The sequence below is a fragment of the Campylobacter sp. 2018MI10 genome, from assembly GCF_018501175.1.
GTDB lineage: Bacteria > Campylobacterota > Campylobacteria > Campylobacterales > Campylobacteraceae > Campylobacter_E.
In genome coordinates this window covers 53,943-67,728 of the sequence record NZ_JAHCZD010000002.1, presented here as the reverse complement: position 1 = coordinate 67,728, position 13,786 = coordinate 53,943, and the positions used below count along the sequence as shown (strand labels likewise).

General features: G+C 27.7%; 12 protein-coding genes and 1 pseudogene. 7 read left to right on the top strand and 6 right to left on the bottom strand.

The features are described from left to right. The first annotated feature begins 15 nt into the window (after window positions 1–15). Window positions 16–1,371 carry a CitMHS family transporter gene (locus KJR01_RS01395; RefSeq protein ID WP_214116191.1) on the top strand — a complete coding sequence of 452 codons (1,356 nt, stop codon included), beginning with the start codon at window positions 16–18 and terminating at the stop codon, window positions 1,369–1,371. 20 nt (window positions 1,372–1,391) lie between these two features. Here KJR01_RS01395 and KJR01_RS01390 read toward each other — a convergent pair whose 3' ends face one another. The 5 genes from KJR01_RS01390 to KJR01_RS01370 all read right to left on the bottom strand — a co-directional run bounded on the left by KJR01_RS01390 (window position 1,392) and on the right by KJR01_RS01370 (window position 6,088). Further along, window positions 1,392–2,204: an HpcH/HpaI aldolase/citrate lyase family protein gene (locus KJR01_RS01390; protein ID WP_214116190.1), complete on the bottom strand. Its 813-nt coding sequence runs from the start codon at window positions 2,202–2,204 to the stop codon at window positions 1,392–1,394. Then, on the bottom strand, window positions 2,194–3,387 hold the full coding sequence (locus KJR01_RS01385) for a CaiB/BaiF CoA transferase family protein (protein ID WP_214116188.1): 1,194 nt from the start codon (window positions 3,385–3,387) through the stop codon (window positions 2,194–2,196). Before KJR01_RS01385 ends, KJR01_RS01390 begins: the two co-directional genes overlap by 11 nt. A 10-nt stretch (window positions 3,388–3,397) precedes the next feature. Beyond that, window positions 3,398–4,228: an HTD2 family dehydratase gene (locus KJR01_RS01380; RefSeq protein ID WP_214116185.1), complete on the bottom strand. Its 831-nt coding sequence runs from the start codon at window positions 4,226–4,228 to the stop codon at window positions 3,398–3,400. A gap of 18 nt (window positions 4,229–4,246) precedes the next feature. After that, entirely contained in the window at window positions 4,247–5,536 is a 1,290-nt protein-coding gene (locus KJR01_RS01375; RefSeq protein ID WP_214116450.1) for an SLC13 family permease, read from the bottom strand. A 243-nt stretch (window positions 5,537–5,779) separates the two neighbouring features. Further along, a complete protein-coding gene (locus KJR01_RS01370) occupies window positions 5,780–6,088 on the bottom strand; it encodes an SEL1-like repeat protein (RefSeq protein ID WP_214116183.1) in 309 nt (102 codons plus the stop codon). A gap of 94 nt (window positions 6,089–6,182) precedes the next feature. Between KJR01_RS01370 and glyQ the strand changes: the two genes are divergently transcribed. The 4 genes and pseudogenes from glyQ to KJR01_RS10485 all read left to right on the top strand — a co-directional run bounded on the left by glyQ (window position 6,183) and on the right by KJR01_RS10485 (window position 10,483). Then, window positions 6,183–7,034, top strand: coding sequence for a glycine--tRNA ligase subunit alpha (glyQ, locus tag KJR01_RS01365; RefSeq protein ID WP_214116180.1), 852 nt, complete (start codon window positions 6,183–6,185; stop codon window positions 7,032–7,034). 204 nt (window positions 7,035–7,238) lie between these two features. Then, window positions 7,239–8,669, top strand: coding sequence for an acetyl-CoA carboxylase subunit A (locus KJR01_RS01360; RefSeq protein ID WP_214116178.1), 1,431 nt, complete (start codon window positions 7,239–7,241; stop codon window positions 8,667–8,669). An 11-nt stretch (window positions 8,670–8,680) separates the two neighbouring features. Then, window positions 8,681–10,163: pseudogene (locus KJR01_RS01355) on the top strand (hydroxymethylglutaryl-CoA lyase-like TIM-barrel protein); the annotation flags it as partial. Between the two features lie 128 nt (window positions 10,164–10,291). Continuing rightward, on the top strand, window positions 10,292–10,483 hold the full coding sequence (locus tag KJR01_RS10485) for an acyl-CoA carboxylase biotin carboxyl carrier protein subunit (protein ID WP_442862219.1): 192 nt from the start codon (window positions 10,292–10,294) through the stop codon (window positions 10,481–10,483). Between the two features lie 49 nt (window positions 10,484–10,532). Here KJR01_RS10485 and ruvC read toward each other — a convergent pair whose 3' ends face one another. Continuing rightward, on the bottom strand, window positions 10,533–11,006 hold the full coding sequence (gene ruvC, locus KJR01_RS01350; protein ID WP_214116175.1) for a crossover junction endodeoxyribonuclease RuvC: 474 nt from the start codon (window positions 11,004–11,006) through the stop codon (window positions 10,533–10,535). 346 nt (window positions 11,007–11,352) lie between these two features. Between ruvC and dnaA the strand changes: the two genes are divergently transcribed. Then, window positions 11,353–12,669, top strand: a complete 1,317-nt coding sequence (gene dnaA / locus KJR01_RS01345; protein WP_214116173.1) for a chromosomal replication initiator protein DnaA — start codon at window positions 11,353–11,355, stop codon at window positions 12,667–12,669. 26 nt (window positions 12,670–12,695) lie between these two features. Then, complete coding sequence (dnaN, locus tag KJR01_RS01340; RefSeq protein WP_214116171.1) at window positions 12,696–13,778, top strand: DNA polymerase III subunit beta; 1,083 nt, start codon at window positions 12,696–12,698, stop codon at window positions 13,776–13,778. Window positions 13,779–13,786: the final 8 nt, after the last annotated feature.

The following is a 13,786-nucleotide window of genomic DNA, read 5'->3' as shown; positions in this document are numbered from 1 at the left end:
TTATGGAGGTTAAAAATGGATTTATTTTTATCACTTACAGGCTTTATTGGGCTTGGATTTATCGTATGGCTACTTTTAAAAGATAAAACCACTCCTGCGATAGCATTTATTTTAGTTAGCTTTGTAGTTGCTGCGATGCTTATGATAATGGATTATTGTGGGTTAGAAGTCGGAAAAGCTTTAGGAGTTAAAGGAGATGTTTTAAACTTTAAAGCAATGAAAGGTTTTATAAAAGATGGTGTAAACACCGTTAGCGATACAGCGGCTTTATTTGTATTTTCTATTCTTTTTTTTAGTGTGCTTAGTGCTAGTGGATTTTTTAATAAAATTATTAATTTCTTACTTAGCAAAGTTACACCAAATGTATTTGTAATCACAATTCTTACTTCACTTATGGCAATGTTTGTTCATCTTGATGGTAGTGGAGCAGCTACATTTTTAATAGTTATTCCAGCTATGCTTCCAATTTATGAAAGACTTGGAATGAGAAAATCATCACTTTTATTAATTTGTGCTAGTGCAATGGGTGTTATGAATGTTCTTCCTTGGGGAGGTCCAACTCTAAGAGCTGCAACGGTTATTAAAGCTGACGCAAATGATTTATGGCATCAATTAATCCCTATGCAAGTTTTAGGTCTTGTTTTAGCATTAGCTTTAGCTATTTTTATCGGTTATCAAGAAAAAAGGCGTGGTGCTGGTGGTAATCTTGAAGGAATTAAACTTGAAATTGAAAAAAGCGAATTTCAAAACGATAAATTTTTCTTAGTAAATGTATTTTTACTAATAGCTGTTATTGCTGCTTTAGTAATTAATGTATTACCTTCTTATGTTTGCTTTATGATAGGTTTTGCAATTGCGTTGCCACTAAATTATCCTAATTTAAAAATAGCTAAAAAAGTTTTAGATAAAGCAAGTGGTGGAGCAATAATGATGTATATTACTTTAATTGGTGCAGGAATTTTAATTGGTGTATTTGATAAAAGTGGAATTATGAATAAAATGGGAGCTTCAATTCTAACTCTAGTGCCTAATGAGTATGGTAATTTAATTCCTTTAGTAGTAGGCTTACTTGCTGTTCCTATGGCATTAATCTTTTGCACGGATTCTTATTTTTATGGCGTTATGCCTGTGGTTTTAAGCGTTACAAATGCTTTTGGAATTGACCCAATGAACCTTGCTATTATTATGGTTTTAGCTAGAAATTGTGCTACATTTATAAGCCCTGTTGTTCCTGCTACATTGCTTGGATGTGGTCTTGCTGATGTATCTATAAAAGAACATATTAAACGCTCATTCTTTTATATTTGGGCAATTAGTATTATTTGCTTAATTTTTGGATATATTGCAGGAATAATCCCACACTTATTTTAATATCTCTCCTAAGAGAGATATTAGATATTTGCTAGTATATTTTGAGCTTTCTTAATTACTGGCAAATCTATCATATTGCCTTTATAATTAAATACAATATCATCAGTATTTTTTGCCAATTCTACTATTTCTTTAGCCCATAGAATTTGTTCTTTAGTAGGACTAAATACTTGATTAATTATTGGAATTTGATTTGGATGAATGCTTAAAGACCCGCCAAAACCCATAGAAGATACAAATTCTAATTCAGATTTTAAACCAATTTCATCTTTAATATCAGGATATACTCCATTAATTGGTGGTAATAATTTATATTTTGCACTTTTTATCACTATTTGATTTCTTATGTGATTTAATAAATTTTCTCTTCCGCTGCCTTCTTTTAATCCTAATTCTAAAGAAATATCTAAAGCACCAAAACTTAATAATTTAATTAATTTTGAACTTGCAATATCATCTAAATTATCAACGCCCAAAGCACTTTCAATAATTGGAATTATTATTAAATCTTTAAAATCTTTAAATAATTCAAATTCTTTTGAGCTCTCACTCTTAGGCAATACAATTGCATATAATTTTTTCATTTTATTTAATTCATCTAATAATTTCATATCATCATTAAAATATTCACTCTTAGTATCATTAATTCTTATAAAAAAATTAGCATCTGTATTATTTGCAAATTCTAAAATATTAGCCCTGCCTTTATCTTTTTGATTAGGGCTAATTGAATCTTCTAAATCAATAATAATATAATCAGCTCCACTATTTAAAGCCTTATTAAATCTATCATTTTTAATTGATGGAACAAACAAAAAACTCTTAGTTTTCATCTCTTACCTTTATTATATTTTTTGATTGTAGTTGAGAAATCTCATCTTTAAATCCAAATTCTTTTAAGATTTTATGAGTATGTTCTCCTAACGCTGGGATTTTATCCATTCTAGGCTCATAATTATTATTTGTAGCCGGTGGCAATAATGCTGGGATTTTACCTACTTCAGTATCAACTTCTCTCCATCTATTTCTACTTTTTAATTGAGAGTGATTCCACACATCTTTTAATTCATTTACATTACCATTTGCAATTTTTGCTTTTTCTAATCTATCCACAACATCTTTTGCTGTTAGATTTTTAAATTTATTTTCTATTATTTCTTTAATCTTTTGTGCGTTTTTTGTTCTTAATGTATTGTTTTTAAATTCTTCATCATTAATTAAGCTTTCATCTTCTAATACAATCTTACAAAAATTACTCCATTCTCTTTCATTTTGAAGACCAAACATAACAACATTACCATCACCAGCCTTATAAGGACCATAAGGAGTAATACTAGCGTGAAAAGCACCTTTTTTAATAGGCGGATTAGCACCCTTATAAGTATAATATATTGGATACCCCATCCATTCAGCCATACATTCTAACATTGATATTTCTATTCTTGAGCCTTTATTTGTTTTTTCAAGATATAAAAGTGCTTGTAAAATCCCACTATAAGCATACATTCCAGCAGATATATCAGCTATACTAATTGGCACTTTTACACACTCATCGCCAGTTCCTGTTATAGATACTAAGCCACTTTCTGATTGAATTAATAAATCATAAGCTTTTTTGTGTTCGTATTCTCCACCTTCTCCATAGCCAGAAATATCACAAACAATCATTTTTGGATTATATTTAATTAAATTTTCATAATCTAATCCTAGTCTTTTTGCAGCCCCAAATGCTAGATTTTGAACGAAAATATCCACCTTAGGTAAAATTGATTTTATTATTTTCATACCTTCTTCGGTTTTTAAATCAATAGCTAAACTCTCCTTACTTCTATTAGTCCATACAAAATGACTTGCAAGTCCATCTACTCTAGTATCATATCCTCTTGCCAAATCACCTACATCAGGGCGTTCTATCTTAATAACTCTAGCACCTAAATCAGCTAATTGTCTAGTGCAAAATGGTGCTGCTATTGCTTGTTCTATACTTAATACTAATTTTCCTTCTAATGGCAACATTTTTTCTCCTTTATTTATAATTTATAATGCCTTGATGAGCTATAAAGCCATCTTTATTTATCCACACATTTGCTTCGTTTTCACTAATTATTTTTGACTCAACGCAAAAACTACTAGGAGTGCAAACTGCGTGTAATCCTCTATAACTATATTTTGTGATTTTTTTATCTTTATAATTTTTTGCAAAACAACTAATCATCTTAGTAGCTAATAAAGGTCCGTGAATTACTAAACCACTATATCCTTCAACCATAGTAGCGTAAGGATAATCATAATGGATTTTATGCCCATTAAAAGTAAGTGCTGAATATCTAAATAATAAAGTAGAATCAGGGCAAAAACTTTCAGAAAAATCAGCTTCGCTTACAGGTTTGTTGCTAGTTAATTTTGGTGGAGTTGGCTCTTTATAAACTATATCTTGTTCTTCAATAATTTTTAAATCTTCATCTTGATAATATTTATGCTCTAAAGTAACAAAAATTAATTTTCCTGTATTTCCAATTTTTTCTTGAATATCTTTTATAGTAGTAATTTTAGTAGCGATTTTGCCTATAATCAACGCTGAATTAAAAGTAAATCTACCACCAGCCCACATACGATTAACATTTCCAAAACTAGGTAAAAAACTATCATCGCTTCCACCTAATTTAGGGTGTCCGTCTTTGCCTAATTTATCTTTACTTAAAGCCTTATTAAAAAAGCACCATTGCCATAAATAAGGTAATTCATCACCTAATTTTAAATCTTTATAATCAAGTGTTGCGACTATTTTTTCAACTTGAGTAAGACTTATTTCTTCTTTTATAATTTCTTGTTTGCCTATATAATTTTTAAATTCCATAATTTTCCCTTTCATAAATTAATTAATAACACCTAAAAACAATAACAAAAACCCAAATAACACAAGCAAAATAGGTAATATTAATAACCTAATAAATAAATATTTTCTTTCTTGCTCATCTTGTGTCCCTGCTAAAACCAATGCTCCACCTGATGAAAAACTTGAATACCCCGTAAATGTTGCAAATGTTGCGATAATAGAAAATGCCAAAGATGGCTCTAATACGCTAAGACTTGGAACAATAGGAAAAAATGTCGGCATTACAACGCCCATACTAGAAGCAAACGCACTCATTGAAGAAGATAAAACGCCTAATAAATAATATATCCAGCTACTATCATTGCCACCTTGAGCACTTAAAAAATTGCTTATTATTTGCATAGCACCAGTAGATTTTCCAAGTGCTATTAGCATAGTTAATGCACCAATCATAAAAATTAAATTCCAAGGTATATTTTTAAAAGCTTGTGTTTCATCTCCTATCTTAAATACAATAGCTAAAATAATTCCTAAGAAAGAAACAAAAGTAGGATTAAAAAATATAGTCATTTTACTCATCAATAAATTTTCAGGTTGAAAAGATAAATAAATTGATGGAACCATAACCAAAGAAAATACAAATGTAACTATTAAAATCGTTTTAATTTGTATAGAATTTAGTTTTTCAGGTTTATCAATATTTGATGAATATACAACCTTATACCCCTTTAATAACACATATCCTAAAATAAAAATTAAAGTATGTGCTATAAACATATTTTTTCCAAGATTTAATTGCATAATTGCTGATTGTTCAGGTGTAAAACCTAAATTCTCAATTAGATTATAAGTAACCCTACCACCTAAAGTAAAAGGATTAAATCCCCCAGCACAAGAACCTGAATAAATTATAATAGCAGCTAAAATTTTATTCATTTTAATCTTATTAGCTATGTATAAAACTAATGGGCTCATAAAGGCAAATCCAGCATAATGTCCTGGTCCAATACCAACAAAAATTACAACAACAATATATAAAACTATAGGAATACTCCAAGGATAGTTTCTTACCCCATAAACTGCTTTTGAAGCTAGATTATTTAAAGTTCCATTATTTATGACAAAGCCATAAAAATAAGTAATAGAAACTAAGATAAAAAATAAATCAAGCCCCCATAATTTTACAATTTCACTAGGTTTTAAGCCATAAATATAAGCAGCAATAAAGCATAAAACAATTGCAAAAATACCAATATTTGCTTTAAATAAATAGCCTAAAACTATTGACAATAATAAAAAAAATAAAATGATTAAGTTAATTTGTTCAATCATAAATCCTCCTTACTTAAATGTTATAAGAAAAGAAAATCATTAAGATTAATATAAGAATAAAATATAATAAAAATAAAAATCATTGTTACAATTTTACACAATTAATAATAATTTTTATCCTTTAATATATTTTCTTAAAAAATTATAATTATTTTATTAATTTAATATTTTGATTTTTATTTAATTGAAAGAATATATTTAAAAGAATTTAAAACTAACTCGTTTTAAATTCTTAAAAGGTTATTTTTTTAATTCGTTAGCTTTATCGCAACCAATTGCTAAGCCAAAAGAACAAGCTAATTGATAGTAATAACCTGCTGCTTGAATGTTTTGAGAAGTTGAAGTGCCTTGTAATAAAACATTTGCAATATTTAAACAAGAGCTTGCATTTTTGTTAGTAATGCAGTTAGTTTGTTCGTCTTTTAAGCTAGGATTTAAAGCAGTTTGTAAAGCAAGATTCATTAAATTGCTTTTTACAACTTCATTTTCTTGACTAACACAAGCACTAAAAACAAATAAAGAACTTGTAATTAAAATTAATTTTTTCATATAATCTCCTTAAAAAATCGCTAATTATATGCAAAATAACATAAATTTATATTAATTTTGTATGATAAATAAAATTTATTTTAAAGGCTTTTAAATGACATTTTCAGAAATTATTTTAAACTTACAAAAGTATTGGTGCGAGCAAGGTTGTGCTTTAATCCAGCCTTATGATTTTCCTGCAGGTGCAGGGACTTTTCATCCACAAACATTCTTAAAATCACTTGGAACAAAACCACATAATGTTTGTTATGTTGCTCCATCTCGCCGTCCAACTGATGGAAGATACGGAGAAAATCCAAATCGTTTAGGTGCTTATTATCAATTTCAAGTATTAATGAAACCAAGTCCAGCGAATATTCAAGATTTATATTTAAATAGCTTAAAAGTTTTAGGAATTGATTTAAATAAACACGATGTAAGATTTATAGAAGATAACTGGGAAAGCCCATCTTTAGGAGCTTGGGGGCTTGGCTGGGAAGTATGGCTTGATGGAATGGAAGTTACTCAATTTACTTATTTTCAACAAGTTGGTGGATTTTCTTGTGATTTAATTAGTGCAGAGATTACTTACGGACTTGAACGCTTGGCAATGTATATTCAAGATATTGATAATGTTTATGATATTAATTGGGGCGGTGGGCTAACTTATGCTGATGTTCATAAGCAAGGTGAGTTTGAATACTCTAAGTTTAATTTTGAATTAGCAAATGCTTCAAGACTTAAAGAAATGTTTGATATTTCATATAATGAAGCAAGAAGTGTGCTTGATAGTGGTTACTCACTACCTGCGTATGATTATTGTCTAATGTGTGCGCATTTATTTAATACCCTTGATGCTAGGGGTGCAATTAGCGTTACTCAAAGACAAGATTTTATGCTAAAAATAAGAGAACTTAGCAAAGATTGTGCTAGTGTGTATTTAAAAAGCCAAGAGAATTTAAAATAAATTATAATTTGCTTATTTTGGTTTATATTGATTTTTCAATATAAACCAAGTAAAAATATTAAAATCAAATTCCATAAACTAAAAAATTGAATATTTAATTTTGTTACTTTTAGTAACAAATAAATGGTTAAAACAAAAGCAAACTCATCTTTTTCAATCTAAAATATTAAAATAAAATCACTATTTAAAATTAGGAGTTTAAAGGTGATTAGTAAGGTTTTAATAGCAAATAGGGGAGAAATTGCTGTTCGTATCATAAGAGCTTGTAGGGATTTGCATATTCAAAGTGTAGCTATCTATACAAAGCCTGATGAAAATTGTCTGCATGTAAAAATCGCAAGTGAAGCAAAATGTATAGGTGAAGATGCCATTAAAGGCTATTTAGACGCAAAAATAATAATCCAAACTGCAAAAGAATGTGGTGCTGATGCAATCCATCCTGGATATGGGTTTTTAAGTGAAAATTATGAATTCGCAAAAATGGTAGAAGATGCAGGATTAATTTTCGTTGGACCAAAATCTCAAGTTATTAAAAATATGGGAAATAAAAATATAGCAAGAGAATTAATGCAACAAAACGGCATTCCAGTAGTTCCAGGAACAAAAGTATTAAATGAATGCAAAGAAGAAGAAATAAAAGAATTTGCCAAAAAAATTGGCTATCCTGTAATATTAAAAGCTAGTGGCGGTGGCGGTGGTCGTGGGATTAAAGAAGTCTGGAATGAAGATGAATTAATACCTGCATTTAATACTTGCAAAAGAGAAGCTAAAGCATATTTTAATAATGATGATGTCTTTATGGAAAAACTCATAGAAAATCCACGCCACATAGAATTTCAAATATTAGGCGATAATTATGGCAATATAATTCATTTATGCGAAAGAGATTGTTCTATTCAAAGACGCCATCAAAAAATAATAGAAATCGCACCTTGTCCATCAATAAGCGAACATTTAAGAAAAAGTATGGGAGCTACTGCAGTAGCAGCTGCAAAAGCGGCTGGATATACTAATGCAGGAACGGTTGAATTTTTGTTAGATGATTACAATAGATTTTATTTTATGGAGATGAATACTAGAATACAAGTTGAACACGGCGTTACAGAAGAGATAACAGGGGTTGATTTAATAGTAAGGCAATTAAGATATGCAGCAGGACAAATTCAAGAATTAGAACAAAGTGATATTAAATCAAATGGTTTTGCTATTGAAGCTAGAATTACTGCAGAAGATGCTAATAAGAATTTCATACCAACACCAGGAATGGTTACAGAATATTATCCTGCTTTAGGACCTTCAGTTAGGGTTGATAGCCATCTTTATAAAGGTTATAAAATCCCGCCATTTTACGATTCTTTAGTCGCAAAATTAGTTGTAAAAGCATCTAGTTATGATTTAGCGGTAAATAAATTAGAAAGAGCTTTAGAAGAATTTACAATAGAAGGCGTAAAAACAACAATTTCATTTTTAAAAACTATTGCAAAAAGTAAAGAATTTAGAAAAGGTATTTTTGATACGAGTTATATAAAAACAAATTTAGAAAAAATTCTAAGCAATATTGATGATAAAAATAAAAAAGATAAAGATGAAATAATCGCTTCAATTTGTGCGGCATTAAAAGATAAATTAAATTAAAGGAGAGAAAAATGGCTAAAAAATATATAGATATTATGGATACAAGTTTTCGTGATGGCTTTCAATCAGTTTATGGAGCTAGAGTTTTAATGAATGATTTTTTCCCAGCATTACAAGCTGCAAAAGAAGCGGGGATAAGGCATTTTGAATTTGGTGGCGGGGCAAGATTTCAAAGCCTTTATTTTTATACAAACGAAGACGCATTTACTATGATGGATAAATTCCGTGAAATTGTAGGAGATGGTATTAATCTTCAAACCCTTGCTCGTGGAGTAAATACCGTTACACTTGATACTGGTAGTCGTGAAATAATAGATTTACACGCAAAATTATTCGCAAAACACGGAACTACTACGATTAGAAATTTTGACGCTTTAAATGATGTTGAGAATTTAAAATATAGTGGCGAAAGAATAGTGCATTATGGTTTAAAACACGAAATTGTAATAACTATGATGGATTTACCAATAGGTTGCAAAGGCGCTCACGATACTAAGTTTTATGAAAAAACCTTAAAAGAAATTTTAAAAGCTAATATCCCATTTTATAGCATTTGTTTTAAAGACGCATCAGGGACAAGTAATCCACAAAAAGTATATGAAACAATAAAAATGGCTAGAAAAATTTTACCTGCAAATACTCACATTAGACTTCATACTCACGAAAGTGCAGGTGTTAGTGTAGCTTGTTATTTAGCAGCACTTGAAGCTGGTGTTGATGGAATTGACCTTGCAGCAGCTCCTGTTAGTGGTGGAACAAGTCAGCCTGATATTCTTACAATGTTACACGCTGTAAAAGGTAAAAATTATGATTTAGGTGGGCTTGAAGTTGAAAAAATCTTAAAATATGAAGAAGTATTTAAAGATTGTATGAAAGATTATTTTATGCCACCTGAAGCTATACAAGTTAGTCCATTAATACCGATTTCACCTATGCCAGGTGGAGCATTAACAGCAAATACTCAAATGATGAGAGATAATAATGTATTAGATAAATTCCCTGATACTATAAAAGCTATGAGTGAAGTGGTAAAAAAAGGTGGCTTTGGAACTAGTGTAACTCCTGTTAGTCAATTTTATTTCCAACAAGCATTTAATAATGTAATGTTTGGCGAATGGAAAAAAATCGCAGAAGGCTATGGCAAAATGGTTTTAGGCTATTTTGGAAAAACTCCTGTAGCACCAGATCCAAAAATAGTAAAACTTGCAAGTGAGCAATTAAATCTAAAACCAACAAAAGAAAAAGCAATAGATTTAGCCGACCTTGATGAAACCAAATCACTTAAATATATTGAAAAAATACTTAAAAAAGAAGGTATTTTAGTAACTGATGAAAATCTATTCATAGTTGCAGCTTGTAAAGAAAAAGGATTAGCATTTTTAAAAGGTGAAGCAAAAGTCAATGTTAGAAAAATTTCTCAAAATACTAAATCAAATTCTAACAATCTTTATTCAGTGCAAGTCAATGATAAAACCTATGATGTAGAAATTGAAAAAGATAAAATTTTAGTAAATGGCAATAGCTACGAAATAAAAGTAAAAGAAAAAGAAAATACTTCAAAAATTATTGAAAAACAAGAAATTTCACAATCAATAGCTAATGATAAAAGCATTTTAGCCTCAATGTCAGGAAATGTGTTTAAAGTGCTTGTAAAAGCAGGAGATAAAGTAAAAGCAGGGCAAGAATTATTTATTCTTGAAGCTATGAAAATGGAAGTTCCAATTGAAGCAACGAGTGATGGAATAATAGATAAAATACTTGTAAAACAAGGAGATAATGTAGAAGCTATGCAAATTTTAGCTAGTTTAAAATAAATTTTAGAATCTGTTTTGACAGATTCTAATATATCTTTAAGTTAATATTTTAAGTATTTTTTATATAAAAACTATGAGTTAATGCAACCGCCATTGCGTCGGTTATATCAAGTGGTTTTATTTCTTTATTGATTTTTAAAAGCTTTTTAACCATAAAAGCTACTTGTTCTTTCTCTGCTTTTGCTTTGCCTGTGATTGTTTTTTTAACTTGTAAAGCTGTATATTCACTAAAATTCCCATAAGTTTGCAAGATTTTAAGCAGCATTGCTCCACGAAATTGTGCGAGTTTTAAAACACTTTGCGGATTATAAGCAAAAAATATATTTTCAACTGCAACACTAGCATTTGGAACTTTTTTAAAAATCATTTCTAAAGCTTCGTTTAATTCTAAAATATTATCTATTAATTCTTTACTCTTAAATCTTATTAGACCTGCTTCTAAAAGAGTATTTGTGCTGCCATTTTTTTCTAAAAGGCAATATCCACAAAATCTAGTTCCTGGGTCAAATCCTAAAATTTTCATATGTGAAATCCTTGTGAAATTTAAAATTATTTTTTTATGAAATGCTTATTATTACGATAAATTTCTTAATGAAATAGAATTTCACATAAACTGATTTTTATAGAATTTCACGAAAATTTATAAGAATTTTAAAAATTACAATAAAAATTCATAAAAAAATTTCACTAAATTAAAGAATTTTTTAAAGAGCTTGTGAAATTTATGATGAAATATTGTAAATTGTTTGTATATTTTTGGTATATTTTTTCACTATTAAAAGCATTGATATATAGGTGTTTTAAATATTTTTAAACAAATATTACTAGATTTTCACATCATCAAAGGTAATAACAAAAAAGAGGAATAAATGTTAAATAAAATTCTAGAAGAATTAAAAGTATTAATTGGAGAAAATCAATATAAAAATTATTTTGAAATTTTACAAATTAATGAAAGTAAAAATAATGAAATAATTCTAAATGCACCTAATCAATTCATAGCTAAACATATTCAAACAAAATACCAAAGCATATTAGAAAAAATAGCAGAAAAAACAAATAGTAAAAAATATAAAATTACAATTCAAGTAAATAATGAAAAAATAAACAAACCACAAGAAACTCAACCAATAGTAGCTAAAAAACAAATTTCAATATTAAATCAAAGCCTTACTTTTGATAATTTCATAGTAGGACAAAGTAATGAGTTTGCTTATAGAATTTGTAAAGCAATAACAGATGAAAATAAATTTGGAAAAGACTTTAATCCAATTTTTATATATTCAAATACAGGTTTAGGAAAAACTCACTTATTACAAGCTAGTGGACATGAATGTTTAGAACTTGGAAAAAAAGTAATATATAAAACTTCAAAAGGTTTTATGAAAGACTATCAAAATGCAATATTAGCAAATAAATTTGATAGTTTTAATAGTGAATATAAAGATTGTGATTTATTATTAATTGATGATATTCAGTTCTTAGGCACTACTGATAAAATACAAGAAGAATTCTTTCATATCTTTAATGATATAGTAGAAAGAAATGGTCAAATAATAATGACTTCAGATGTAGCTCCTATAAATTTAAATGGAATTGAAGATAGATTAAAATCAAGATTTAACAAAGGAGTTCTTGCAAATATTAGTGTCCCTGATATAGAAACCAAAAAAGCAATTATTAAGAAAAAAAGCCTTGTATATGATATAGAATTAAATGATGAAATGATTAATACTATTGCTAATTATATAGGTGAAAATGTAAGGGATTTAGAAGGAATTATAAATTATATTTACGCTTTTCAAAGTATAAGAAAACAAAAAATAACCTTAGATGATTTAAAAAATCAAATAAAAGAATACATTAAAGAAAATCAATCAAATATTGAAATTGAAGATATTTTTGATATAGTAAGTTCAGAATTAAATGTAAAAATAAGCGAAATAAAATCAAGTTCCAAAAAACAAGAAATAGTAAAAGCTAAAAGAATAGTTATATTTTTAACTAAAGAATTAATTTCAAATTCAGTAAGCCAAATAGCAACTCATTTTCAAATGAAAGACCATAGTGCTATTTCAAAACATATTAAAAAAATAAATGAAATGATATGTCTTGATGATGATTTTAGAAGCCTAGTAGAACATTTAAAAAATAAAATAATAAACTCAAAAAATAAAGATTATTAAATATAATAAAGCGAAAAAGGAAGAATATGGAAATACAAATAGACAAAAAGAGATTAGAAAATATAGCTTTAATAGTTAGCAATTATGTTGAGAAAAAAGATAATACAAGTTTAAATTCTAATATTTTATTATTAGCTTATAACAATGAATTAATTTTAAGAGCAAGTGATAGTGAAATAGGAATTGAATATAAAATCCAAGAATGTAATATCATAAATGAAGGGCAAATTTTTATCAATGCTAAAAAATTAATTGATATTTTAAAAAGCCTTGATAATAGCGATATTAAAATCAAAAAATTAGAAAAATCTATCAAAATTACTCAAAATAAAACTAATTTTTCATTGCCAATAAATAGTGAAAATAATTTTTCTTTCTTAGAAGATGAAAATAGCAAAACACCTATTTTAATAAGTGCAAAAGAACTAAATATCGGCTTTAAAATGATTTTACCTGCTGTTGATAATAATGGTATTTCTTTTCAATTTAATTGCTGTTATATAGATATTTTAAAAGATAGCATTGTTTTTGTAGGAAGCGATTCTAAAAGAATTCACAAATATTCATTCATAGCTCAAAATGAATATGAACAAAGATTAATAATTACAAAAAAATCAGCTCAAGAACTACAAAAATTATTAAATGAAGAAGTAAGGGTTTATAAAACAAATAATTATTTAATCATTGAAAATGATAATTTTAAATTCTTTACAAAATTAGCAACTATTGATTTTTTAAGATATGTTGAAGTAATGCCACATAAATTACCTACAAATGAAATTATCATTAAAAACGAAGACTTTTTAAATGAAATAAAAAAACTAAGTGCAGTTTGCACAAAATGTCAAATAGAATTTGAAACCGGTAAAATCACATTTAAAAATAATGCTTTAAGTGATGATTTTAACGAAACAAATGCTACAAGTGAGCTAGAAACAAATATTACTATAGAAGATAAATTTGAAATAAATCTTACAAACAAACATATGATGGATTTTTTACATTTAAATGAAAATGAATATTTCACATTTAAATTCTATTCATCAGCAGCTCCTGTTGTGTTAGAAAGTAAAAATTTCTTATCACTAATATCAGCAAATAAAAACTAAGGATAAAT

Coding starts and splice junctions, on each gene's coding strand:
- KJR01_RS01395 (WP_214116191.1), top strand. CDS start 16: ATGGATTTATTTTTATCACTTACAGGCTTTATTGGGCTTGGATTTATC.
- KJR01_RS01390 (WP_214116190.1), bottom strand. CDS start 2,204: ATGAAAACTAAGAGTTTTTTGTTTGTTCCATCAATTAAAAATGATAGA.
- KJR01_RS01385 (WP_214116188.1), bottom strand. CDS start 3,387: ATGTTGCCATTAGAAGGAAAATTAGTATTAAGTATAGAACAAGCAATA.
- KJR01_RS01380 (WP_214116185.1), bottom strand. CDS start 4,228: ATGGAATTTAAAAATTATATAGGCAAACAAGAAATTATAAAAGAAGAA.
- KJR01_RS01370 (WP_214116183.1), bottom strand. CDS start 6,088: ATGAAAAAATTAATTTTAATTACAAGTTCTTTATTTGTTTTTAGTGCT.
- glyQ (WP_214116180.1), top strand. CDS start 6,183: ATGACATTTTCAGAAATTATTTTAAACTTACAAAAGTATTGGTGCGAG.
- KJR01_RS10485 (WP_442862219.1), top strand. CDS start 10,292: ATGTCAGGAAATGTGTTTAAAGTGCTTGTAAAAGCAGGAGATAAAGTA.
- ruvC (WP_214116175.1), bottom strand. CDS start 11,006: ATGAAAATTTTAGGATTTGACCCAGGAACTAGATTTTGTGGATATTGC.
- dnaA (WP_214116173.1), top strand. CDS start 11,353: ATGTTAAATAAAATTCTAGAAGAATTAAAAGTATTAATTGGAGAAAAT.
- dnaN (WP_214116171.1), top strand. CDS start 12,696: ATGGAAATACAAATAGACAAAAAGAGATTAGAAAATATAGCTTTAATA.